The organism is Serratia sp. CY47280, from assembly GCF_052168655.1.
Taxonomy (GTDB): Bacteria; Pseudomonadota; Gammaproteobacteria; order Enterobacterales; family Enterobacteriaceae; genus Serratia; species Serratia bockelmannii.
This window is the reverse complement of sequence record NZ_JBJNMG010000002.1, coordinates 907,429-932,490: the sequence shown is the minus strand read 5'-3', so window position 1 is coordinate 932,490 and position 25,062 is coordinate 907,429. Positions and strand designations below refer to the sequence as shown.

At 58.6% G+C, this 25,062-nt stretch carries 19 protein-coding genes; 10 read left to right on the top strand and 9 right to left on the bottom strand.

Translation table 11 applies throughout. The annotated features are described in order from the left end of the window. Nucleotides 1-56 precede the first annotated feature (56 nt). From rmf to rlmKL, 6 genes are all read right to left on the bottom strand, one after another. A complete protein-coding gene (gene rmf / locus ACJ8J4_RS13905) occupies nt 57-227 on the bottom strand; it encodes a ribosome modulation factor (RefSeq protein WP_004928150.1) in 171 nt (56 codons plus the stop codon). Nucleotides 228-497: 270 nt separating this feature from the next. Next, nucleotides 498-1,058 (bottom strand): membrane integrity-associated transporter subunit PqiC, encoded by a 561-nt coding sequence (gene pqiC, locus ACJ8J4_RS13900; RefSeq protein WP_043137613.1) that lies wholly within the window; start codon nt 1,056-1,058, stop codon nt 498-500. Next, entirely contained in the window at nt 1,055-2,701 is a 1,647-nt protein-coding gene (pqiB, locus tag ACJ8J4_RS13895) for an intermembrane transport protein PqiB (RefSeq protein WP_025302305.1), read from the bottom strand. The genes pqiC and pqiB overlap by 4 nt, the downstream gene beginning before the upstream one ends. Continuing rightward, nucleotides 2,688-4,004: a membrane integrity-associated transporter subunit PqiA gene (pqiA, locus tag ACJ8J4_RS13890; protein ID WP_071826107.1), complete on the bottom strand. Its 1,317-nt coding sequence runs from the start codon at nt 4,002-4,004 to the stop codon at nt 2,688-2,690. Before pqiA ends, pqiB begins: the two co-directional genes overlap by 14 nt. 73 nt (nt 4,005-4,077) lie before the next feature. Then, the gene (locus ACJ8J4_RS13885; protein ID WP_025302303.1) at nt 4,078-5,982 is read right to left on the bottom strand and encodes an ABC transporter ATP-binding protein; all 1,905 of its coding nucleotides are present in this window, start codon (nt 5,980-5,982) and stop codon (nt 4,078-4,080) included. A gap of 5 nt (nt 5,983-5,987) precedes the next feature. Then, nucleotides 5,988-8,114 (bottom strand): bifunctional 23S rRNA (guanine(2069)-N(7))-methyltransferase RlmK/23S rRNA (guanine(2445)-N(2))-methyltransferase RlmL, encoded by a 2,127-nt coding sequence (gene rlmKL, locus ACJ8J4_RS13880; RefSeq protein WP_025302302.1) that lies wholly within the window; start codon nt 8,112-8,114, stop codon nt 5,988-5,990. A 103-nt stretch (nt 8,115-8,217) separates the two neighbouring features. Here rlmKL and ACJ8J4_RS13875 point away from each other — a divergent pair, with 103 nt between their 5' ends. Further along, on the top strand, nt 8,218-9,321 hold the full coding sequence (locus tag ACJ8J4_RS13875; protein ID WP_016928298.1) for a YcbX family protein: 1,104 nt from the start codon (nt 8,218-8,220) through the stop codon (nt 9,319-9,321). A 6-nt stretch (nt 9,322-9,327) separates the two neighbouring features. Here the strand turns inward: ACJ8J4_RS13875 and ACJ8J4_RS13870 are convergent, their stop codons facing one another. Continuing rightward, nucleotides 9,328-9,876 carry a cell division protein ZapC gene (locus ACJ8J4_RS13870; protein ID WP_004928171.1) on the bottom strand — a complete coding sequence of 183 codons (549 nt, stop codon included), beginning with the start codon at nt 9,874-9,876 and terminating at the stop codon, nt 9,328-9,330. Nucleotides 9,877-10,052: 176 nt separating this feature from the next. Next, entirely contained in the window at nt 10,053-11,063 is a 1,011-nt protein-coding gene (gene pyrD, locus ACJ8J4_RS13865; RefSeq protein ID WP_019454516.1) for a quinone-dependent dihydroorotate dehydrogenase, read from the bottom strand. Between the two features lie 258 nt (nt 11,064-11,321). Here pyrD and ssuE point away from each other — a divergent pair, with 258 nt between their 5' ends. From ssuE to ssuB, 5 genes are read left to right on the top strand one after another with little or no spacing between them, the layout of a single operon-like run. Further along, the gene (gene ssuE / locus ACJ8J4_RS13860; protein ID WP_197835390.1) at nt 11,322-11,900 is read left to right on the top strand and encodes an NADPH-dependent FMN reductase; all 579 of its coding nucleotides are present in this window, start codon (nt 11,322-11,324) and stop codon (nt 11,898-11,900) included. Between the two features lie 24 nt (nt 11,901-11,924). Then, nucleotides 11,925-12,890 (top strand): sulfonate ABC transporter substrate-binding protein, encoded by a 966-nt coding sequence (locus ACJ8J4_RS13855; RefSeq protein ID WP_147823337.1) that lies wholly within the window; start codon nt 11,925-11,927, stop codon nt 12,888-12,890. Nucleotides 12,891-12,909: 19 nt separating this feature from the next. Beyond that, nucleotides 12,910-14,058 (top strand): FMNH2-dependent alkanesulfonate monooxygenase, encoded by a 1,149-nt coding sequence (gene ssuD / locus ACJ8J4_RS13850; protein ID WP_060447461.1) that lies wholly within the window; start codon nt 12,910-12,912, stop codon nt 14,056-14,058. Between the two features lie 11 nt (nt 14,059-14,069). Continuing rightward, a complete protein-coding gene (gene ssuC, locus ACJ8J4_RS13845) occupies nt 14,070-14,864 on the top strand; it encodes an aliphatic sulfonate ABC transporter permease SsuC (RefSeq protein WP_197835388.1) in 795 nt (264 codons plus the stop codon). Further along, nucleotides 14,861-15,634 (top strand): aliphatic sulfonates ABC transporter ATP-binding protein, encoded by a 774-nt coding sequence (gene ssuB, locus ACJ8J4_RS13840; protein WP_025302296.1) that lies wholly within the window; start codon nt 14,861-14,863, stop codon nt 15,632-15,634. Before ssuC ends, ssuB begins: the two co-directional genes overlap by 4 nt. 52 nt (nt 15,635-15,686) lie before the next feature. Here ssuB and pepN read toward each other — a convergent pair whose 3' ends face one another. Next, nucleotides 15,687-18,305 carry an aminopeptidase N gene (gene pepN / locus ACJ8J4_RS13835; protein ID WP_197818972.1) on the bottom strand — a complete coding sequence of 873 codons (2,619 nt, stop codon included), beginning with the start codon at nt 18,303-18,305 and terminating at the stop codon, nt 15,687-15,689. 337 nt (nt 18,306-18,642) lie between these two features. Between pepN and ACJ8J4_RS13830 the strand changes: the two genes are divergently transcribed. From ACJ8J4_RS13830 to ompC, 4 genes are all read left to right on the top strand, one after another. Continuing rightward, nucleotides 18,643-20,343, top strand: coding sequence for a GGDEF domain-containing protein (locus ACJ8J4_RS13830; protein WP_025302294.1), 1,701 nt, complete (start codon nt 18,643-18,645; stop codon nt 20,341-20,343). A 255-nt stretch (nt 20,344-20,598) separates the two neighbouring features. Next, on the top strand, nt 20,599-21,804 hold the full coding sequence (pncB, locus tag ACJ8J4_RS13825; protein ID WP_043137639.1) for a nicotinate phosphoribosyltransferase: 1,206 nt from the start codon (nt 20,599-20,601) through the stop codon (nt 21,802-21,804). A gap of 213 nt (nt 21,805-22,017) precedes the next feature. Then, nucleotides 22,018-23,418, top strand: a complete 1,401-nt coding sequence (gene asnS / locus ACJ8J4_RS13820) for an asparagine--tRNA ligase (RefSeq protein ID WP_004928205.1) — start codon at nt 22,018-22,020, stop codon at nt 23,416-23,418. Between the two features lie 301 nt (nt 23,419-23,719). Continuing rightward, nucleotides 23,720-24,847: a porin OmpC gene (gene ompC / locus ACJ8J4_RS13815; RefSeq protein WP_049208030.1), complete on the top strand. Its 1,128-nt coding sequence runs from the start codon at nt 23,720-23,722 to the stop codon at nt 24,845-24,847. Nucleotides 24,848-25,062 lie beyond the last annotated feature (215 nt).

Here is a 25,062-nt window from a genome sequence, read left to right as displayed (position 1 = left end):
AACAAAAACCTCCGCCAAAGGGCGGAGGTTATTCCTTTTATTTGACAGGGAGCCGCTTAAGCGGTCACAGCCCTGTCTTCCATGGCTTCTCGCCAACCTCCCAGCCATTGAGACCGGGCGTCCACCGATGATTGGTAGGGACAATGTTCCCTGGAACGCCCTAAAATACCTGCCTGATACCCTCTCGAATGCGCCCTTTCCAGACGATCGCGTTTCTGTCTCTTCATGCCTCGTTTCCCTCATTTTGGTCTGGTGGAAAGAAAACAATGGCTGCTTTTTGCGCAGCCACGAGTAATCAATAGCGCTAAAAGAAGAGAAGATCAATGCGCAAAATTCACGCCAATGTCATATTTGTGAGCTACGCCCGAGGAAGGTGCTAAGTGGCTGATCTGCCGGGGAAGGAGTTAACCAATTGAAATGAAATAGAAATCCCTGCCAGCGAGAAAAAACGAATTTCCACGGCGACAGGGATTAGACGATTTTAGACCAAATTATGACTAAATGCCGCCCATCTGTGCGGCGATAGCCTGGGCTTCCTGCTGCCACCCCTGCGCCAGAGTGCGCACCAGGGCATCATAGCCGTCTTCACCCTGTTTCAGCTCCAGGCTGAAAGGCCGTTTGATCAAGCGCCCCTGGCGGTTCAGCACCCACTCGCCGCGAATGATCGCCTTGCCGTCAAAACGGCCGTGGAAGCCGCTGATGGTCACGTTCAGCACATCCTGATCGCTGCTCATCGGCTGCGAAGAGACCACCCAACCCGGCAGCGCGCTGCTCAGGTTGGTGACCAGCGTTTGCTGCAGCTGCTGGTCGAGCGGGCTGGCCCACAGGTTGTTCTGGGCTATCACATACTGCACGTCGTTGGTCTGATACACCACGCCGCTCTGCGCCAGATAATCCGCCACGCTCACGTGCTCCAGCCACAGCTGGCGCGTGGAGGCGCCGCTGCTGCTGGCCGCGGCCGGCGCGCCCAGCGCCGGCAACTGATAGTAAGTCTTCTGTGGCGAACTGCTGCAGGCGCTAAGCAACAGCGCCAGGGCTACCGGGATCCATTTCATCATTTCGTGGCCTTCTTCGGCTGAGGGTCATTACTGCCGGCGGCTTCAAACACCAGCGCGTTACTCTTCTCATTCAGGGTGCGCAACACCGGTTGCAGCTCACGCAAGACCTGATCGAGGCGCTGCATGTCGCCCACCATCTTGTTGTAAGCCGGCGAACCTGGCTGGAACCCTTTCATGCTGCGGTTCAACTCCAGCAGCGTTTTCTGCATGTCCTGCGGCAGCGCCTGCATCTCTTTGCTGGCGATGATGTCGTTCAACGACTTCATGGTCTGCTGCGTCGACTTCATGGTTTTCTGACTTTCCGCCAGCGTCTTGGTCGCCTCGTTGATCATCGGATTGATCGGCATCGCGTTGATCTTGTCCAGCGTCTGCATCAGTTTCTGCTGGATCTGCGCCAGACCGCCGCTGGTGGTTGGCATCAGCGGATAACCAAACAGCTCGCGCGGCCCTTTCCACGGTTTCTCCTGCGGATAGAAGTCGAGATCGATATACAGCGAACCGGTCAGCAGGTTGGCGGACTTCATCGAGGCGCGCATGCCGCGGGACTCGGCGTCTTTCAAGTGCCCTTCGATATCGAAGTTGCCGCCCAGCTGTTTCTGGAAGCGATCCGGCTCGATGCGGATCAGCACCGGAATGCGGTAATCGTTATCCAGACGCTGCGCCATGCCGTCTTTATAGAACGGCACCTGCGCCACCGTACCCAGACGGATGCCGCGGAACTCGACTGGCGCGCCCGGCTGCAGGCCGCGTACCGAGTCGGAGAAGAACAGCAGGTAATCCTTATGTACGGTATACAGCGAATCCTGCGTGCTGCGCTGGTTGTCGAACAGCTGGTACTCCGCCTTCTCTTTCGCCAGTTCGCCGCGATCCCAGCCGTCCGGCACGTCGAAGCTGACGCCGCCGCTGAACAGCGTGGTCAATGATCCCATCTCTACCCGCATGCCCTGCGCCGACATGTCAAACGCCACGCCGCTGTCTTTCCAGAAGCGCACGTTGGTGGTGACCAACTGATCGTAAGGCGCGGTGATGAACAGCTGATAGCGCATGGCGCGCGCTTTGGGATCGAAATAGCTGGTTTCCACCGACCCGACGCGATAACCGCGGAACAGCACCGGATCGCCGGCGTTAAGCTGGCCTGATTTCTCGCTGTCCAGCACGATACGCAGCCCTTTGGCATCCGGAGAGGCCAGCGGCGGCGCGTCGAGCAGCTGGTAGTTGTCTTTACCGTCTTTGCCTTTGTTGCCCGGCTGCAGTTCGATATAGGCGCCGGAGAGCAGCGTCCCCAACCCGGAAACGCCTTCACGGCCGATCTGCGGCTTCACCACCCAGAAGGCGGAATCCTGGCGCAGCAATTTCTCCATGCCGGAATTAAGACGCGCCTGCACCATCACCTTGCTCAGGTCATCGCTCAACGTGACGGTTTCCACCACGCCGACGTCAACGCTGCGGCTTTTGATTTTGGTTTTACCCGCTTCCAGCCCTTCCGCCGTCGTAGTCACCAGCGTCACTACCGGCCCCTGATGGCTAAAGTGGTAAAACAGGATCCAGGCGCCGATCAGCGCGGTCACGATGGGAATGATCCACACCGGCGACCAGCGTTTGATCTTCTCGACGTCCGCGACGCTATGATTATTTTCCGTCACCTTGCGGCTCCTTGTTGATTGTTTCACTTGCGCGATCCCAGGTCAGCCGGGGATCAAATGTCATGGCGGCGAACATGGTGAGGATCACCACCAGCGCGAACAGCACGGCGCCCGTCGCGGGATAAATGCTCATCAACTGCCCCATTCGCACCAACGCCGACAACACGGCGATCACAAACACGTCGATCATTGACCAGCGGCCAACGAACTCGACCACTTCATAAATCAGGTGCATGCGCTCGCTGTCGGCGCGCGGTTTCTTCCTGCCGTTGGCGTCCCAACACAGCCAGCCGATCGCCAACATTTTCAGCGACGGCACCATGATACTGGCGATGAAAATCACCATCGCTACCGGATAAGAGCCGTCCCCCCACAGCAGGATCACCCCCGCCATGATGGTGGAGTTCATTTTGTTACCCAGCGCCTCGGTCACCATGATGGGCATCAGGTTGGCCGGAATATACAGCATGATGGAGGTCACCAGCAGCGCCAGCGTCCACTGCAAGCTGTGGCGGCGACGCACGTAGCCCTTGGTGTGGCAGCGCGGGCAGCTCACCTGATCGGCCGGCAGGATCGCCGTGCAGCACGCGCAGGAGCGCACGCCCTGGCGCATGCCGGTGCGTCCTACCGTCAGCGGGCGATCGAGACGCGGTGCCGGTTCGATGTCCTGCCACAGCCAGCGCCGATCCACGCATTGGAAAGCGCGCACCTGCAGCAGGCAGAACAGACAGTAAGGCACGAAGCTACTGCCGATACCGATATCGCCATAGGCCATCAGCTTGACGAAGCTGACCAGCACCCCGGCGAGGAAAATCTCCACCATGCACCAGGTTTTGAACTGGAACAGCACCCGGGCCATCCACTCTTTCAGTCCCAGCGGCAAACGCACTTTGGCGCACAGCAGGATGATCGCCACCATGCAAAATGCCGGGATCAGCTGCACGAACACCATAAACAAGGTGGCCATGCTGGCGTAGTCTTCCGCCACCATGACTTCCGGGATTTGAATCAGCCGGATTTCGTTGCCGAGGCCGGCGACGCGCATGTTGATAAACGGGAAAATGTTGGCCAGCACCAGCATGAACAAGGCGCTGAGCGCGTAACCGATCGGCCGCTTGCGCGGTTCGTCCCAGCGGGCGCTGAGCGTGGTTTTGCAGCGCGGGCATACCGCTTTGCTGCCATAGGCCAGCGGCGGTAGCGCCACCAACATGTCGCACTGCGGGCACAGCATCAGGTTATCCTGCTGCGCCGCCGAAGGTGCGGAATGACTATGCTGCTGATGATTGTTGTGGGAACACACCATATTCCTCCTCAATAACGTTGCTCACCGGCACGTCGATACCGCCCGCAGCAGCGCGCGGGCGGTATCGCAACGGTCAGCCGTTTTTCATCGCTTCCAGCTCTTCCCAACGGGCGAAGGCCTGCTCGAGCGCCTGCTCGGCGTTAGCCAACGCCGTCAGCACTTCTTGCGTTTCGCTGTGCGGCCGCGTGAAGAAGTCGGCATCGCTCATCTGCGCCTGCAGCGCTTCGATTTCCGCTTCCAGCTGTTCGAGCCGCTGCGGCAGCTGTTCCAGCTCACGCAGCAGGTTGTAACTCAGCTTGGCCGCCGCTTTCTTCGGCTGTTCGGCCTTTTTCTCCGCCGCCGGTTTGCTCGCGCTCGGCGCCGCCTGACGAATCGGTTTCGCCGTCGCGCGCTGATGATGCGCATCGTAGTAACCGCCGACGAAGGCCTTGATCACGCCATTGCCTTCGAAAATCCAGCACTCGGTCACCGAGTTGTCGACGAACTGACGATCGTGGCTGACCAGCAGCACGGTGCCCTGATAGCCGTCGATCAGCTCTTCCAGCAGCTCCAGCGTTTCGACGTCGAGATCGTTGGTTGGTTCATCGAGGATCAGCAGATTGCTCGGTTTCAGAAACAGCTTAGCCAACAGCAGGCGGTTACGCTCACCGCCCGACAGCGCCTTCACCGGCGTCATCGCACGCTTCGGGTGGAACAGGAAGTCCTGCAGGTAGCCCAAGACGTGGCGAGGGCGGCCGTTGACCATTACTTCCTGTTTACCTTCCGCCAGGTTGTCCATCACCGTGCGCTCAGGATCGAGATCGGCGCGGTGCTGGTCGAAATAAGCCACTTCCAGCTTGGTGCCGCAGTGCACGCGGCCGCTGTCGGCTTTCAGCTGACCGAGCATCAGTTTCAGCAGCGTGGTTTTGCCACAGCCGTTCGGCCCCACCAGCGCAATCTTGTCGCCGCGCTGCACCTGAGCGGAGAAACCGCGCACCAGCACTTTTTCGCCAACCTGATAATTGACGTCTTCCAGCTCAAATACGATTTTGCCGGAGCGAGTCGCCTCTTCCACCTGCATCTTGGCGGTGCCCATCACTTCACGGCGTTCTGAACGCTCGACGCGCAGCGCCTTCAGCGCGCGTACGCGGCCCTCGTTACGGGTACGGCGCGCTTTGATGCCCTGACGGATCCAGACCTCTTCCTGCGCCAGCTTGCGATCGAACTCGGCGTTTTGCAGCTCTTCCACCCGCAGCGCTTCTTCTTTGCTCTGCAGGTACAGATCGTAGTTGCCCGGCCAGGAAACTAGCTTACCGCGATCCAGATCGACGATGCGCGTCGCCATGTTGCGGATAAACGAACGGTCGTGCGAGATGAAGACGATGCTGCCGTCGAACTCTTTCAGGAAACCTTCCAGCCAGTCGATGGTTTCGATATCCAGGTGGTTGGTCGGTTCGTCGAGCAACAATACGCGCGGCGAGCTCACCAGCGCACGGCCCAGCGCCGCTTTACGCAGCCAGCCGCCGGACAGCGAGGAAAGTTCTGCGTCGCCGTTCAACCCCAGCTGCAGCAGCACTTCGCTGATGCGACTGTCGAGCTGCCAGAGTCCCTGGTGATCGAGGATCTCCATGATTTGCGCCATGCGCGCCAGGTTTTTCTCGCTCGGATCGCTTTCCACCAGGTGGGAAATCGCATGATACGCCTTCAGGTGTTCTGCCTGCTCCGCAACGCCTTCCGCCACGAAGTCGAACACGCTGCCGCCGATATTGCGCGGCGGATCCTGTTGCAGACGCGCCACGATCAGATCCTGTTCGTAGATCACCCGGCCGTCATCCAGCGGGATCTCTTTGCCGAGGATCTTCAGCAGCGTAGATTTACCGGCGCCGTTGCGCCCGACCAGACACACGCGCTCGTTGTCTTCGATATGAATTTCGGTGTTGTCTAACAGTGGCGCATCGCTGAAAGAAAGCCAGGCGCCGGACATGCTGATTAACGACATAGTAATTATTTTCCTTCGCCGGCGTGAGTCACCAGCCAGCAGTTGTGGATCTGACGGTTACGGGCAAAGTCCTGCGACAGCGTCTTGGCGGTGATCTCTTTCGCCTCCAGGCCCAGCGCACTCAGCCCTGCCATATCCATTTGGAAACCGCGCTTGTTATTCGAGAACATGATGGTCCCGTTGCGGCGCAGCAACCGTTTCAAATCTTTCATCAGCGCCAGGTGATCGCGCTGCACGTCAAAGGTGTTCTCCATCCGCTTGGAGTTGGAGAAGGTCGGCGGATCGATGAAGATCACGTCGAACTGTTCGTTGGCGTTGCTCAACCACGACAGGCAGTCGGCCTGGATCAATCGATGCTGACGGCCGGTCAGGCCGTTGGCGCGCAGGTTCTTCTCCGCCCATTCCAGATAGGTGCGCGACATGTCCACCGTGGTGGTGCTGCGCGCGCCGCCCAGCCCGGCATGCACGCTGGCGGTGCCGGTATAGGCGAACAGGTTGAGGAAGTCCTTGCCATTGCTCATCTCGCCCAGCATACGGCGCGCGATGCGGTGATCGAGGAACAAGCCGGTATCGAGATAGTCGGTCAGGTTGACCCACAGCTTGGCGTTATACTCTTCCACCAGCAGGAACTCGCCCTTCTGCGCCAGTTTCTCGTACTGGTTTTTGCCCTTCTGCCGCTCGCGCGTTTTCAGGATCAGCTGATTCGACGGCAGCTCCAGCACCGCCAGCGTCGCGTTGATCACATCGAACAGGCGCTGACGCGCTTTCTGTGCATCGACGGTTTTCGGCGGCGCATACTCCTGCACCACCACCTTGCTGCCGTAGCGGTCCACCGCGACGTTGTATTCTGGCAGATCGGCATCGTACAGGCGGTAGCATTCAATGCCTTGTTGCTTCGCCCACTTGTCGAGCTTCTTCAAATTCTTGCGCAGACGGTTGGCGAAATCTTCCGCCACCTGCACGCCGCCGGTAGCGGCACCGGCCGGGCTTGCCGCCAGCTGATAATTTTTCTGCACGCACTCCAGCGGGCCGTTCTTCGCCTTAAACTGGCGCTCGGCGCGCAGCTGCAGGCAGCTCAACAGCTCCGGTGAGGCGCTGAACAGCGACAGCTGCCAACCGCCGAAGGCGCTTTTCATCACGCGGCCCAGCATGTTGTGCAGCGCGATCAGCGCCGGTTCGCTTTCCAGACGCTCGCCATACGGCGGGTTGCTGATCACGGTACCGTGCGGGCCTTCCGGCAGCGGGTTGGTCAACCGCGCGACGTCGCCGACGTTGAAGGTGATCAGTTCGGCGACGCCGGCGCGGCGGGCGTTGCCGCGCGCCATCTCAATCACCCGGCGATCGATATCGGAACCGAAGAAGCGAGAGGCGGTTTCCTGCAGACCGCGGCGAGCACGAACCTGTGCTTCGGTGGTGACTTCACGCCACAGTTCGGCGTTGTGGCCATTCCAGGCGCTGAATCCCCAGTGTTGACGGTGAAGACCCGGCGCGCGATCGGCGGCGATCATCGCCGCTTCGATCAACAGCGTGCCGGAGCCGCACATCGGATCGAGCATCGGCGTGCCCGGCTGCCAGCCGGAGCGCAGCACGATGGCGGCCGCCAGGTTTTCCTTCAGCGGCGCCTGGCCGGTGAGATCGCGGTAGCCGCGCTGGTGCAGGCCTTCGCCGCTCAGATCGAGCGCCACGCTGGCCATATCGCGTTGCAGGAAGACGTTAACGCGAATATCCGGCTGCTGCTTGGCAACCGTCGGGCGTTGGTCAAGTTTACGGGTGAAGCTGTCGACGATGGCGTCTTTCACCTTCAGCGCGCCATATTGGCTGTTGCGGATCTCTTCGTTCACGCCGCTGAAATGCACGGCAAAAGTTTTATCCACGCCAAAAATGCTCGGCCAGTCGATCGCCTGCACCCCAAGGTACAGATCCAGGTCGCTGTGCACGCGGAATTCGTTCAGCGGCAACAGAATGCGCGAAGCCAGGCGGCTCCACAGCAGGCTTTGGTACAGAAGACGATCGTCACCCTGAAAATGTACCCCGCCCTGCACCACTTTGCAGTCGTGAGCGCCAAGCGCTTCCAGCTCGCTTTTTAACAGTTCTTCCAATCCACGCGCCGTGCTGGCAAACAGAGAGTTCATATCGTACTTATCACCAAAAAGAAAATTGTTGCGCATTATAGCTAATCCGCACCGCTTGTCATAAAGTTGCTCCCTTCTATTTAATCATCGCACGGAGATAAGGGTGATCACGCTTTCCAAACTCTACGTCCATCCGGTTAAATCACTGCGCGGCCTGCAGCTTTCTTACGCCCAGGTCGGCAGCAGCGGTCTGGCCTTCGACCGCAACTTTATGATCACCGAGCCGGACGGCACCTTTATTACCGCGCGCCAATATCCGCAGATGGTGTTGTTCACGCCGGCGCTGTTGCCGGATGGGCTGTTTCTGACCGCGCCGGACGGTGAAAGCGCCGCCATTCGCTTCAGCGACTTCGCCGCCGCGCCGCAGCCGACCGAGGTATGGGGCAACCATTTCACCGCGCTGACTGCGCCAGATGAGATCAACCGCTGGCTGAGCGGCTATTTCCAGCGCGACGTGCAGCTGCGCTGGCTGGGGCCGGAGCTGACCCGCCGGGTCAAGAAACACCCTGAAATCCCGCTGACGTTTGCCGACGGCTACCCTTATCTGCTGATTAACCAGGCTTCGTTCAACGATCTGCAACAGCGCTGCCCCGGCAGCATCAAGCTAGAGCAGTTCCGCCCCAATCTGGTGGTGAGCGGCGCCACCGCCTGGGCCGAAGACGGCTGGCAGGTGATCCGCGTCGGTGACGTGATGTTCGATCTGGTGAAACCCTGCAGCCGCTGCGTGCTTACCACCGTCAGCACCGAGCGTGGCCGCAAGCACCCGAGCGGCGAACCGCTCAGCACGCTGCAAAAATTCCGCTCCGCCGACAACGGCGACATCGATTTTGGCCAGAATATGATCGCGCGCAACAGCGGCATCATTCGCGTGGGCGATACGGTGGAAGTGCTGTCGACCAAGCCGCCGCGCCCTTATGGCGCCGGGAAAGTGGTAGAGAGCGTGCAGGCGCCACAAGACAGCGCGCACAGCGTCACGATCGAATATGAAGGCAAGGTGTTTACCGGCAATAACCAGCAGATCCTGCTCGAGCAGTTGGAACAGCAAGGCATCCGCGTACCTTACTCCTGCCGCGCCGGGATTTGCGGCAGCTGCCGCATTACGTTGTTGAGCGGTGAAGTCGCGCCCCTGAAGAAAAGCGCGCTGGGCGACAACGGCACCATCCTGTGCTGCAGCTGCATCCCGAAAAGTGATTTGACGTTGGCGTAATCCGCCTTATACCGCCCTGTCGTAAGCCGGGGCGGCGCTTTCATCCTGCGCGCAGGGTTTCAGCCGATCGTGCATCACCTTGATGGCGTCACCCAATACCATGGTACGGCCAGCGACCGTCAGCTGATTTTGCGCCAGCAGGCACAGGCTGGCGTTATCCCCGGCCTCCACCACCAGCAAGCGCGCTTCCGCGCCGCTCTCCATCACTTTCACCGCCGCCAGCTCGCCATTTTTCGGCTGCAGCGGGTAATGCTGCTGCGAGAAATGCCAGCTCTTTGGCATCAGCGGTTTCAGGAAGCGATAGGCGACCAGCGCATTCAACACCAGCTCGGCGCGCTGTTCATGGCTCAGCTTGACCTGCTTGCACTGTTCTTCATAGGTGAAATAAAGGGCGGCGTCATCCACGCAAAAAGCGCATTCATCAAAGGCGTCCGGCGTTAACATTTTGGCCGGGAAACGTGAACGAAAGATCATACCATTAGCTAAATCCAGCATTAGCCGATCGTGTTCGGCATCAAAATACCAACGCCAATTATCGTCAGGTTTTATCTTCATTTCGTATCCTTCTCGCTGCCTATGCCAATGCCGCACTCACCCTAAAAGGCGATTTTATCACCGATAAAATAGCTTAAACATCGGATAATTCCGCGAACGATATTTATGCTAACGAACAAAATATAGACGAGCCGGGGGCAGAAATAAACCCCCGGAATAAAATGAGAGGAAAAATATTAGATATGGGTAACGATATCTTTAATCAAACGCGGGCCGTGATAGATAAATCCGGAATAAATTTGCAGCAGGCTCGCGCCGGCCTCCATTTTTTCGCGCGCCGCCGTCAGCGAATCAATGCCGCCTACGCCGATAATCGGCAGGCGCCCCTGCAGTTCGGTGGAGAGACGACGGATCACTTCGGTGCTGCGTGATTGCAACGGACGCCCGCTTAACCCGCCCGCTTGTTCGCAGTAATTCAACCCCTGGATCAATTTTCGATCCAACGTGGTATTGGTGGCGATCACGCCATCGATATTATGCCGCACCAGGCTATCGGCAATTTGGATCAATTCTTCTTCTGAAAGATCCGGCGCGATCTTTACCGCCACCGGCACATATTTGTGATGCCGCGCATGTAATTCCTGCTGCTTATTTTTAATCGCAGCCAAAAGATCGTCCAGCGCTTCGCCATACTGTAAGGATCGTAACCCCGGCGTATTCGGTGAAGAGATGTTAATCGCGATATATCCGGCATACGGATAAACTTTATCCATGCAGATCAAATAATCGTCTTTTCCCTGCTCGACCGGCGTGTCTTTATTCTTGCCGATATTGATCCCAAGAATGCCGCCGAAATGGGATTTCTTAACGTTTTCAACCAGATTGTCCACACCATGGTTATTGAACCCCATACGGTTAATCAGGCCTTCCGCCTCAACCACGCGGAACAAGCGCGGCTTGTCGTTGCCCGGTTGCGGACGCGGCGTCACGGTGCCGACTTCCACATGGCCGAAGCCCATCGCGCCGAACGCATCGATGCATTCGCCGTTTTTATCCAGACCGGCGGCCAATCCCAGCGGGTTTTTAAACGACAGCCCCATGCAGCTGACCGGTTTGGTCGGCACGGACTGACGGACAAGAAACGCTAATGGGGTGCCGGTAATACGGCTGAGCTGACGAAAGGTCACTTCGTGCGCGCGCTCCGGATCGAGCTGGAACAACGCTTTCCTGATGAGGGGGTAGTACATGGACTCTCCTGATTTCCCGGTTGCAAACCGGGGGCGTATTATCCGGTATCCCCCGCCTAATTGGAATTGATTAAAGGCAAAAAAAGCCGTTTTTACGCAATCGTTTTCCCACTTCACCGCCAAATCGGCGCCAATCCGCTTTTGCGCATATCCAAATCAAAAAATGAGATTTAAACAACGCGCCCGGTTGCTGGTAGGTTTAAAACACTTCCCATTGATTTTCTAATTAAACCTAACTTTTAGTTATAAGGAGTGGCAATGCGCGTTATATCACTGGCCGGTAGCCCACGTATCCCATCACGTTCCGCCGCGCTGCTCTCGCTGAGTCAGAACTGGCTGCGGCAGCAAGGGGTGGAAGTGACGGCCTATACCCTGCACAACTTTGACGCCGAAGACCTGCTGTACGCCAACTTCAACAGTCCGGCGATCAAGGCGTTTGCCGAGCAGCTGGCGCAGGCCGACGGCCTGCTGATTTCCACGCCGGTTTATAAAGCGTCGTTCTCCGGCGCGCTGAAAACCCTGCTGGACCTGCTGCCGGAACGCGCGCTGGATCATAAGGTGGTGCTACCGCTGGCGACCGGCGGTTCCGTCGGCCACATGCTGGCGGTGGACTATGCGCTGAAACCGGTGCTAGCGGCGCTGAAAGCGCAAGAGGTGCTGCACGGCGTGTTTGCCGACGACAGCCAGATCCAACTGACCGGCGAAAGCGCCACGCTCACCGACGCCGTGGCCGCCCGGTTGGAAGAGGCGCTCGCCAGTTTCTATTTGGCGCTTGGCCGCCGCAAACCGCCCGCGCTGCGCGTCGCCTCGCCGCTGACGGCGCGTCAAACCGCCTGACATGCCTGGAAAAGGAGGGCCTGAATGAAACAACGCAACGCTTTGCGACGTTGGCTGAGCACCGCAGCCTTCACCGGCCTGCTGTCGCTGGTCTGGGCCAACGCCGCCGTCGCGCAGGATCCGGCGCAATTTCGCATCGGTTACCAGAAAGGATCGGTGAGTCTGGTGCTGGCGAAAAGCCACCGGCTGCTGGAGGAACGCTTCCCCGCCACCCGCATCAGTTGGATTGAATTTCCCGCCGGCCCGCAGATGCTGGAGGCCTTGAACGTCGGCAGCATCGATCTGGGCAGCACCGGTGATATTCCGCCGATCTTTGCGCAGGCCGCCGGCGCGGATCTGCTGTATGTCGGCGTTGAGCCGCCCAAACCGAAGGCCGAAGTAATCCTGGTGCCAGAAAATAGCCCGATCAAAACCGTCGCCGATCTGAAAGGCCATAAGGTCGCGTTCCAGAAAGGATCCAGCTCACATAACCTGCTGCTGCGATCGCTGCAAAAGGCCGGACTGAAATTTACGGATATCCAGCCCGCCTATTTGACGCCCGCCGATGCGCGCGCCGCATTCCAGCAGGGCAACGTCGATGCCTGGGCTATCTGGGATCCTTATTATTCCGCCGCGCTGCTGCAGGGCGGCGTGCGGGTGCTCGGCGACGGCACCGATCTAAACCAGACCGGTTCCTTCTATCTGGCGGCGCGCCCCTATGTCGAAGCCAATGGCGCCTTTATCAGCCAGGTCCTGACGGTGCTAACCCAGGCCGATGCACTCACCCGCAGCGACCGGGCGCAAAGCGTGACCCTGCTGGCCAACGCCATGGGGCTGCCGGAACCGGTGATCGCCAGCTATCTGGATCACCGCCCCCCGACCGCCATCACACCGCTAGATGCGCATACGATCGCCGCGCAGCAGCAAACCGCCGACCTGTTTTACGCCAACCGGTTGGTGCCGGTGAAGGTCGACATCTCGCAACGCATCTGGCGCCCAAGCGCGCAATAAATACGGGGGAACATTGACGATGAGCCTGAACGTTTTCTGGTTTTTACCCACCCATGGCGACGGCCACTATCTTGGCAGCGCGCAGGGCGCTCGCAGCGTCGATCACGGTTACTTGCAGCAGATCGCCCAGGCGGCGGATCGGCTGGGATTCGGCGGTGTGCTGATCCCCACCGGTCGCTCTTGCGAAGACTCCTGGCTGGTGGCCGCCTCGTTGATCCCGGTCACCCAGCGGCTGAAATTTTTGGTCGCGTTGCGGCCGGGCATCATCTCCCCTACGCTGGCGGCGCGTCAGGCGGCGACGCTGGATCGCCTGTCCAACGGGCGCGCGCTGTTCAATCTGGTCACCGGCGGCGATCCGGAAGAGCTGGCGGCGGAGGGGTTACATCTCAGTCATGAAGAGCGTTACGAGGCCTCGACCGAGTTCACTCATATCTGGCGCCGGGTACTGGAAGGCGAAACCGTCGATTTCGACGGCAAGCATATTCAGGTGAAAGGGGCCAAGCTGCTGTTCCCACCGGTGCAGCAACCGCGTCCGCCGCTCTATTTCGGCGGATCCTCCGCCGCCGCGCAGGAGCTGGCCGCCGAACAGGTAGAAATGTACCTCACCTGGGGAGAGCCGCCGGCGCAGGTCAAAGAGAAGATCGAGGAAGTACGCGCCAAAGCGGCGGCGAAGGGCCGACAGGTGCGTTTCGGCATCCGTCTGCATGTCATCGTGCGAGAAACCACCGAAGAGGCCTGGCGCGCCGCCGATCGGCTGATCGCCCACCTCGATGAGGAAACCATCGCCAACGCGCAGCAGGCCTTTGCGCGCTTCGACTCCGTCGGCCAACGGCGCATGGCGGCGCTGCACGGCGGCAAGAAGGACAACCTGGAGATCAGCCCGAACCTGTGGGCCGGCATCGGCCTGGTGCGCGGCGGCGCCGGCACCGCGCTGGTGGGCGATGGCCCGACGGTCGCCGCACGCATGCAGGAATACGCCGATCTGGGCATCGACACCTTTATTCTCTCCGGCTATCCGCATCTGGAAGAGGCCTACCGCGTCGGAGAACTGCTGTTCCCTCACCTCGATCTGGCGCAGGAAGAAACGCCTGCGCGCCTTCAGCCGGTGCGCCCGCAGGGCGAAGTGGTGGCCAACATTTATGTTCCGCAAAAAGTGTCGCAGAGCTGAGGAGCACCCCGATGGCAAATAACGTACAACGCATCCTGTATCGGCTGGCTCCCTGGGCGCTGCCGTTGGCGCTGGTGATCCTCTGGCAAATCGCCGTCGAAACTGGCTGGCTGTCCAACCGCATTTTGCCGGCGCCGAGCGCGGTGCTCGCCGCCTTCTGGCGCCTGAGCCAAAGCGGCGAGCTGTGGCAGCACCTGAGCATCAGTAGCCAGCGCGCGTTGATCGGCTTTGCCATCGGCGGCAGCATCGGACTGATCCTCGGTTTTATTACCGGGTTGTCGCACTGGGGCGAACGTCTGTTGGACAGCTCGGTGCAAATGATCCGCAACGTGCCGCACCTGGCGCTGATCCCGCTGGTGATCCTGTGGTTCGGCATCGATGAGTCCGCCAAGATCTTTTTGGTGGCGCTCGGTACGCTGTTCCCGATTTATCTCAATACCTATCACGGCATCAAAAACATCGATCGCGGCCTGCTGGAGATGGCCCGCAGCTACGGTCTGAGCGGTTTCCGCCTGTTTACACAGGTGGTGCTGCCAGGCGCGCTGCCGTCGATTATGGTCGGCGTGCGTTTCGCTCTCGGCTTCATGTGGCTGACGCTGATCGTCGCCGAAACCATCTCGGCCAATTCGGGCATCGGCTACCTGGCGATGAACGCGCGTGAATTTCTGCAAACCGACGTGGTGGTAGTGGCGGTCGTGCTGTACGCCCTGCTCGGCAAGCTGGCGGACGTGGGCGCGCAGCTGCTAGAGCGCGTCTGGTTACGCTGGCATCCGGCCTATCAACTGAAACAGGGAGAAGCGCTATGACCCTTCCCGCTCGCCTTGCCCAAGGCACGCCGGTGACGCTGGAATCCATCGGCAAACGTTACGGCAACCGCACGGTGCTGGACAATATTCAGCTGCGCATTTCCGCCGGGCAGTTCGTGGCGGTGGTCGGCCGCAGCGGCTGCGGCAAGAGCACCCTGCTGCGCCTGTTAGCCGGCCTGGAACAGGCCAGCAGCGGCGCGCTGCTCAGCGGCAACGCGCCGCTTGCCGCCGCCAAAGAGGATACCCGGTTGATGTTTCAGGATGCGCGCCTGCTGCCGTGGAAAACGGTGATCGACAACGTGGGCCTGGGGCTGCGCGGCCACTGGCACGACGCGGCGCTGCAGGCACTGGACGCGGTCGGTTTGGCGGATCGCGCCCGCGACTGGCCGGCGGCGCTGTCCGGTGGACAAAAGCAGCGGGTCGCCCTGGCGCGCGCGCTGATCCACCGCCCCCGCCTGCTGCTGCTGGACGAACCGCTCGGGGCGCTGGATGCCCTGACGCGCATCGAGATGCAAGGGCTGATAGAGACACTGTGGCAACAGCACGGTTTTACCGTACTGCTGGTCACGCACGACGTCAGCGAAGCCATCACGCTGGCGGATCGGGTGATCCTGATTGAAGAGGGCCACATCGGACTGGATCTGAGCATCGATCTGCCGCGGCCACGCCGCAAAGGTTCGGCCAGGCTGGCGGAACTGGAAGCTGAAGTGCTGGAGCGGGTATTATCGCCGCCGGTCACCGCGGCCAGCTCACGCCAGGCGGCGAATTGAACGAAAAAAGGGACGGCGCAGGCCGTCCCTTATCTATATCAGCGTGAAAAGATCAGGCGTCGAGCGCCTTACTGATCTTCTCGTACAGATCGCCGGACAGGTTTTCCAACCCTTTCAACTGTTCCAGCGCCTTGCGCATCAGCGCCTGACGGCCCGCGTCGTAACGCTTCAGGCGAATCAGCGGTTCAATCAGGCGCGCGGCGATCTGCGGGTTGCGCTGGTTGAGATCGCTGAGGATCTCCGCCAGGAACTGATAGCCGCTGCCGTCCGCGGCATGGAACGCCGCCGGGTTGCCGGAAGCGAAGCCGCCAATCAACGAGCGGGTGCGGTTCGGGTTGCTCAGGCTGAACGAGCGGTGTTGCAGCAGCGCGCGCACCTTGCTCAACACGTCTGCCGATGGGCTGCTGCCCTGCAGCACGAACCATTTGTCCATCACCAGGCCATCCTGATGCCAGCGCTCGTCGAACGCCGCCAGCAGCGCATCGCGGCACGGCAGCTGGGCCGCGACCGCAGCAGACAGCGCCGCCAGCGAGTCGGTCATGTTGTCCGCCTGGCGATACTGTTCGCTCACCAGCTGGTCCGCCAGCACCACATCTTCGCCGAACGCCAGATAGCCCAGGCACACATTACGCAAGGCGCGCTTGGCGATCTCGCCATGCTCCACGCGGTAGCCGTCGGTCTTGTTGGCGTGATACACCGCCAGCCACTCATCGGCCAACTCCCGCGCCAGGCAGCGTACGATCGCTTCGTGCACCGCGGCGATCGCTTCTGGATCGATAGTGGCGAACAGCTCGGCGATTTCGTTCTCCGACGGCAAGGTCAGGATCTGCGCCGCCAGCGCCGGATCCAGTTTTTCGTCCAACAGCACCGCGCGGAACGCATCGGCCACGTGCAGCGGCAGCGACAACGGCTGCTTCTGCTGGTGCCGCGCCACGTTCAGTTTGATGTAGGTCGCCAGCAGGCTCTGCGCCGCATCCCAACGCGCAAACTCATTGCGCGCGTGCTGCATCAGGAAGGTCAGTTGCTGATCGCTGTACGGATAATCCAGTTTCACCGGCGCAGAGAATTCACGCAGCAGCGACGGCACCGGCTTGTGCGCCACGCCGTCGAACACGAAAGTTTGCTCCGCTTCGGTGACGTTCAGCACGTTGTTGACCGGCAGGCCGCCCTTCTGCAGCGCGATGACGTTGCCTTCGCTGTCGTACAGCTCGATATCCAGCGGGATATGCAGCGGCAACTTCTCAGGCTGATCGGCGGTCGGCGCGGTTTTCTGGCTGACATGCAGGCGATATTGCTGAGTTTCCGCATCGTACTCGTCGCGCACCGTCAACAGCGGCGTGCCGGACTGACTATACCAACGGCGGAAGCGCGACAGATCCACGTTGGACGCGTCCTCCATCGCCTGCACGAAGTCATCGCAGGTGGCGGCGCTGCCGTCGTGGCGTTCGAAATAGAGCTGCATCCCTTTCTGGAAGTTCGCTTCCCCCAGCAGGGTGTGCATCATGCGGATCACTTCAGAACCTTTTTCATACACCGTCAGGGTGTAGAAGTTGTTCATCTCGATCACTTTGTCCGGGCGGATGGCGTGCGCCATCGGGCTGGCGTCTTCGGCGAACTGCGCGCCGCGCATCACGCGCACGTTATCGATGCGGTTGACCGAGCGCGATCCCAGATCGGAACTGAACTCCTGATCGCGGAACACCGTCAGCCCCTCTTTCAGGCTGAGCTGGAACCAGTCTCGGCAGGTCACGCGGTTACCGGTCCAGTTGTGGAAGTATTCGTGGCCAATCACCGCTTCGATGTTCAGGTAATCCTTGTCGGTGGCGGTTTCCGCCTTCGCCAGCACATATTTGGAGTTAAAGATATTTAACCCTTTGTTCTCCATCGCGCCCATATTGAAGAAATCGACCGCCACGATCATATAAATGTCGAGATCGTATTCCAGACCGAAGCGGGTCTCGTCCCACTTCATCGAGTTCTTCAGCGACGTCATCGCCCAGTCGGCGCGATCCAGATTGCCGCGATCGACGAACAGCTCCAGTGCGACCTTACGGCCGGAACGGGTGGTGAAGCTGTCGCGCAGCACGTCGAAGTCCCCCGCCACCAGCGCGAACAGGTAGCAAGGTTTCGGGAACGGATCCTGCCATTGCACCCAGTGGCGGCCATCGGCCAATTCACCCTGACCAATGCGGTTGCCGTTTGACAGCAGGAACGGATAGCGCGCCTTGTCGGCCACGATGCGAGTGGTAAAGCGCGCCAGCACGTCCGGGCGATCCTGGTAATAGGTAATGTGGTGGAAGCCTTCGGCTTCGCATTGCGTGCACAGCGCATCGCCGGACAGGTACAGCCCTTCCAGCGCGGTGTTTTTCGCCGGGTGAATGTCGTTGACGATGGTAAGAGTGAATTGTGCCGGCAACTCATCGATGATCAGCTGGTTATCCTGCTGACGGTAGGCGCTCCACGGTTGGCCGTCGACCTGAATGCTCACCAGCGTCAGATCTTCACCATCCAGCACCAGCGGTGCACCGGCCGTGCCCTGACGTTTGATTTTACTGACGGCGGTCACGCGCGTGGTTTCCGCGTCCAGACTGAAGTCCAAATCGATATCGGTCGTGGTGTAATCGGGCGCGCGATAGTCGTGGCGGTATTTTGCCTGTGGCTGTTGTGTCATAAAAACCCTTAAACATCTCAGTGAGTTATAGGTGCCAGGCCGCTCTTCCCCTTCGTACCGCAGCCGGTGTGTCTCCCGGCAGCGCGCGGCGGGCCTGAATTGTGAATAAACTGTATCACAGCTGGCCGAAAAGCCCAGAGCCGCCGGGCGACCACGATAGAGAAATCAGAGGCAAATCATAAATCGTCCGTCTGGCGGCAGCGTGGGTGACCAATGGCCAAATAAAAATCAGCATTTAATGCTAAAAAACCACCATCGGGGGGCGCCGGCATAGTTGAGGCGGCTCAGGCGGCATGGTGGTATAATTGCGGCATCAGGCCCAGGGATGACTCGCACTATGAAAATCAAATACGCAATCTATTTTTTTACCCTGTGCCTGATGACCTCCTTCTCTCTGTTCATCGTCGATGAGCTGCTTGAAGCCCATACCGATTACCGCGACAACCAACTCAACCTGTACAAAATTGATCGCGCCAAAGAAATCTCCGAAGCCTTCCAGGCGGCGCTGCAGGCTCACCGTCTCAAACGATTGAGCCTGATCGATCCTCAGATCACCCGCGCGCAGTGTTTGGCCGCCGATCGGGTGGCGCGCGAGAGAATCACCCGGATCCGCGAACATCTGGACGATGAGGTCGCCAGACAGCTCGGGGTTCGGCAAAAAATTGCCGCGCTGTCGATGATCGGCCTGATGGAACAGTTGCTGGATAATGACAACCTGCAGCTTTCGCAGATCAATAACACCAACGCTAATCTGTTCAACATCAACAGCGCCTATTACATCTCGCAAACCAGCAAGAGCTATTACCGTTATACCTACGATACCCGGATGGTGGATACCGACTCCTTTATGTTTCTCGAGGCCATCCGTCTCAATAACCGGCTGAATATGTCACTGACGGAATTGAGCGATCAGATTATCGACGTCAATGTAAGCCCGCTGGTTCGCAAAGACGCCTATCTGAAGTCCATTCAACTGACCGGCGTGCTGAACGCCCTGAGCACCCGATTGATCTTCATGAAGATCAACTACGACGATGGACAAATCACCGACATCGTCAATGCGTTACTCGCCCAGGTGTCCGCTGAACGCCTTCAACAGATTACCGATGGGCTGTACACCGCTATCGATACCCACAAGCCCTATCCCACAGCGCTTATCTCGCGCTATGTCGACGATGTGAGCGGGCTTTCGCAGGCGCTGTATCAGCGCAGCTTCGAATTGGAAACCCTCGCCTCGCGCCACAAGATTTACGACAGCCAGACGACCATTTACGGCATGATCGCACTTGCCGGCCTGGTGGTATTGCTGTTCATTTTGCCGGCGCTGGTGTTCTGCACCAGCATCAACCGTTGGCTGACCAAGACCCACAACAATATCGTACGGCTGTCGCGCGGTGAGATGAATATCGATCGCAACGACGCCTTCTACAGCCAGGAACTGATCGCCATCAGCGACGCCATTCAGCAGCTCAGGCAATACCAGTTGGACAAGGTCTCGCTGGAGAGCGAGAAACAACTGCTGATTAAAGAGCTCGAGGCCTCTTCCTTCCTCGATCCGCTCACCAATATCTACAACCGTCGTAAATTCTTCCTTGAATCTCAGCTGCTGGGCGACGGCAGCTACCCGCAGGCCTTTTGCCTGATCGATATCGACAACTTCAAACAGCTCAACGACAGCTACGGCCACGACGTGGGCGACCGGGCGCTGGTGGCATTCGGACACCTGCTGCAACGCGCGTTCCGTGCCAGCGACATTTTCTGCCGCTACGGCGGCGAAGAGTTTGCGGTGCTGCTGGGTAACTGTTCGTTGGACAACGCGCGGGACATCATGGAGCAATTGCGCGCCCGCACTCATCGCCTGACGCTACACCTGGCCGACGGACGGCAAGTGCATTTCACCACCAGCTGCGGCATCGCGCCGGTCAACGCGTTCACCGCACTGCAGGCGGCGATCAAACAGGCGGACGAAGCGCTCTATTTTTGCAAAAAGAGCGGCAAGGATCGGGTCAGCGTACATACCGAAGCCGGCTTTATCTGATTCGCTGTTTAAAATAATTAACATTATAATTTTTATGACTAATTAGGCTAAGTCATTCACCTTACAGGCATATCTGGCTTTTTTTTCTCCCCGTCGCCGCCAGGCCGTCATAAAGGCACGTTTAATCCTCGACCCGCTTTGGTGATTTATGGTGTGATGCAGCTTCAATAACAGGATAATCCGGGTATACTCCACCCCCACTTTTATGATTATCCGGATTTGGACACGCGCCTGACGAGGATGCTGTAACGCGCTATGACTCAATACGCTTCCCCGATTTTGACATCACTGCTTGATACCGATGCTTATAAGCTTCATATGCAGCAAGCAGTGTTCCATCGCTATCCCGCGATCAGCGTGGCGGCGGAATTCCGCTGCCGCGGCGACGAACTGTTGGGCGAATATGCCGACGAGATCCGCGCGCAGGTGGCGCTGATGAGCCGGCTGGCGCTGACCGACGCCGAATTCGCTTATCTTTCGGGTCTGCCCTTCTTCCGTCAGGATTACCTGAACTGGCTGCGCACGTTCCGCTACGATCCGCAGCAGGTCACCATCGACAACCGCGACGGCAAACTGCACATCCGCATCGCCGGCCCCTGGCGTGAAGTGATCATGTGGGAAGTGCCGTTGCTGGCGGTGATCAGTGAAGTGGTGCACCGCCGGCGCTCGCCGCTGGCGACGCCGGAACAGGCGGTGGCACATCTGCAAACCAAGCTGGCGCAGTTCAAGGCGCTGGCGGGCGATCTGGACCTTTCGCGCTTCAAGCTGATGGACTTCGGTACCCGTCGCCGTTTCTCTCAGGGCGTGCAGCAGGCCATCGTCAGCACCTTGCAGGCCGAATTCCCGTACCTGTCGGGCACCAGCAATTACGATCTGGCTCATCAGCTCGGCCTGGCGCCGGTCGGCACGCAGGCGCATGAATGGTTCCAGGCGCATCAGCAGATAAGCCCGGTGCTGGCCAACAGCCAGCGCGCCGCATTGCAGGCCTGGCTGGATGAATACCCGGATCAGCTCGGCATCGCGCTAACCGACTGCATTACCATGGATGCTTTCCTGCGCGACTTCGGCCCGCAGTTCGCCGAGCGTTATCAGGGGCTGCGCCACGATTCTGGCGATCCCGTCGAGTGGGGTGAGAAAGCCATTGCCCACTATCAGAAACTGGGCATCGATCCGATGAGCAAAACGCTGGTGTTCTCGGACAACCTGGATCTGGAAAAAGCGCTGGCGCTCTATCGCCACTTCTATCAGCGCATCAATCTCAGCTTCGGTATCGGCACGCGCCTGACCTGCGATATTCCGGGCGTTAAGCCATTGAATATCGTGATCAAGCTGGTCGAATGCAAAGGCAAGCCGGTGGCTAAACTCTCCGACAGCCCCGGCAAGACCATCTGCCAGGACCAGGCTTTCGTCAGGGCCCTGCGCAAAGCCTTCGATCTGCCGCTGGTGAAGAAAGCCAGCTGAACCTCCTCTATATAGAAAGAAAGCCGGCCTGGTTCACGCGCCGGCTTTTTTGTTTTTATCCCGACCGCCCTCTTTTCAGTCAGCCGCAATAAATGTTGCGCCAATCCGATGATTTCTGCTTGTGCTCTGCACCGCGGCAAGTAACATAGCCATTACCCCCATATTCTTGGGTTGTAAGCTATTTCTAAACCAAATTATTAAAGAGAGAAATCTATGAGCGTAGTGCCTGTAGTCGACGTACTGCAAGGTCGTGCTGCGGTTGACAGTGAAGTCACCGTACGCGGCTGGGTACGTACCCGGAGAGATTCAAAAGCTGGTATCTCCTTCCTGGCCGTCTATGACGGTTCCTGCTTTGATCCGTTACAGGCCGTCGTTAATAATTCTCTGCCGAATTATCAGGATGAAGTGCTGCATCTGACTACCGGTTGTTCGGTTGAAGTCACCGGCAAAGTCGTCGCTTCACCGGGCGAAGGCCAGAGCTTCGAACTGCAGGCTACCGCGATCAAAGTGGTCGGCTGGGTCGACGATCCGGACACTTACCCGATGGCGGCCAAACGTCACAGCATCGAATACCTGCGCGAAGTGGCTCACCTGCGCCCGCGTACCAACCTGATCGGCGCCGTGGCGCGCGTGCGTCATACGCTGGCGCAGGCGATTCATCGCTTCTTCCATGAAAATGGCTATTTCTGGGTGTCCACCCCGCTGATCACCGCCTCCGATACCGAAGGCGCCGGCGAGATGTTCCGCGTGTCCACGCTGGACCTGGAAAACCTGCCGCGCACCGACAAGGGCGCCGTCGACTTCAGCGAAGACTTCTTCGGTAAGGAAGCCTTCCTTACCGTTTCCGGCCAGCTGAACGGCGAAACCTACGCTTGCGCGCTGTCGAAGGTTTACACCTTCGGCCCAACCTTCCGCGCCGAAAACTCCAACACCAGCCGCCACCTGGCGGAATTCTGGATGATCGAGCCGGAAGTGGCCTTCGCGACGCTGGACGACGTTGCCGGCCTGGCCGAAAGCATGCTGAAGTATGTGTTCCAGGCGGTGCTGGATGAACGCGCCGACGATCTGAAATTCTTCGCCGAGCGCGTGGATAAAGACGCTATCGCTCGTCTGGAGCGTTTCGTTTCTTCCGATTTCGCCCAGGTGGACTACACCGACGCCATTGAGATCCTGCTGGCCTCGGGCCAAACCTTCGAAAACCCGGTTTCCTGGGGTATCGATCTCTCTTCCGAACATGAACGTTATCTGGCGGAGAAACACTTCCAAGCGCCGGTGGTGGTGAAAAACTACCCGAAAGACATCAAAGCGTTCTATATGCGCATGAACGAAGACGGCAAAACCGTTGCAGCCATGGACGTGCTGGCACCGGGCATCGGCGAAATCATCGGCGGCTCGCAGCGTGAAGAACGCCTCGACGTGCTCGATCAGCGTCTGGAAGAGATGGGTCTGAATAAAGAAGACTACTGGTGGTATCGCGATCTGCGCCGCTACGGCACCGTGCCGCATTCCGGTTTCGGCCTGGGCTTTGAACGTTTAATCGCCTATGTCACCGGCGTGCAAAACGTGCGCGATGTGATTCCATTCCCACGCACGCCACGTAACGCAAGCTTCTAATTTATACGATCACTCGTTTTTTAAACGATTTCGTTACAAAACAAAGGCCAGCCTCGCTGGCCTTTCGCATTTTTTAATATTGACGCACGTCACAAAGTTCCCGAAAAATTACATTTGGTTACACATACTTTCCTTTTGCAACCTGATTGGGACATTGGTATCATTTTCGTCCTAGATTAACCCGCCTGTGAATGGAACACTGCGTTCAGACACAGGACGACACCAATCTATCAACAATAGTTCCCAAAGAATTATTGGCGGCAGTGGCAAAGGTGTCCGAATAACACCAATGAGGGTAATAATGATGAAGCGCAACATTCTTGCAGTGGTTATCCCGGCTCTGTTGGCTGCTGGTGCAGCAAACGCAGCTGAAATCTACAACAAAGACGGCAACAAGCTGGATCTGTACGGCAAAGTTGACGGTCTGCACTACTTCTCCGACAACAAAGGTGATGACGGCGATCAGACCTATGTTCGTTTCGGCTTCAAAGGTGAAACTCAGATTACTGACCAGCTGACCGGTTACGGCCAGTGGGAATACAACGTCCAGGCTAACCACTCCGAATCTCAGGGCACCGAAGGCACCAAAACCCGTCTGGGCTTCGCCGGTCTGAAATTCGCTGACTACGGCTCCTTCGACTACGGCCGTAACTACGGCGTACTGTACGACGTGGAAGGCTGGACCGATATGCTGCCAGAGTTCGGTGGCGACACCTACACCTACACCGACAACTTCATGACCGGCCGTACCAACGGCGTTGCGACCTATCGTAACAACAACTTCTTCGGTCTGGTTGACGGTCTGAATTTCGCTCTGCAATACCAGGGCAAAAACCAGAACGACGGTCGTAACGTCAAGAAACAAAACGGCGACGGCTGGGGTATCTCCTCTACTTATGACATCGGCGAAGGCGTAAGCTTCGGCGCTGCATACGCTTCCTCCAACCGTACCGACGATCAGAAACTGCGTTCCAACGAGCGTGGCGACAAGGCTGATGCATGGACCGTGGGTGCGAAATACGACGCCAACAACGTTTACCTGGCGGCGATGTACGCAGAAACCCGTAACATGACCCCGTTCGGCGGCGGTAACTTCGGTGCAGGCTGTGCAGCTACCGATGACAAGTGCGGTGGCTTCGCGAGCAAAACTCAGAACTTCGAAGTGACTGCTCAGTACCAGTTCGACTTCGGTCTGCGTCCAGAAGTGTCTTACCTGCAGTCTAAAGGTAAAAACCTGAACGTCCCAGGCGTAGGTTCTGACCAGGATCTGGTTAAATATGTTTCTGTTGGTACCACTTACTACTTCAACAAAAACATGTCCACCTACGTTGATTACAAAATCAACCTGCTGGATGACAACGAGTTCACCAAAGCAACCGGCACCGCTACCGACGATATCGTAGCTGTTGGTCTGGTGTACCAGTTCTAAGTTGTCTCGCTTAACGGCGGTTTACCGTCGGCTAAGTTAAAAAACAGGGCTTCGGCCCTGTTTTTATTTGTGTCTTCCGGTAACGTTTTATCCTGCAGATTTCCCCTTCCCCATCATTTTTTCTGTCGAATCCTTCCCGTTCACAAGATCGCGGTGTTTTTATCGCAAACGGTTGGCAAAGCCGATAACTGGCGCTACCCTGATGCTTCTGTCTG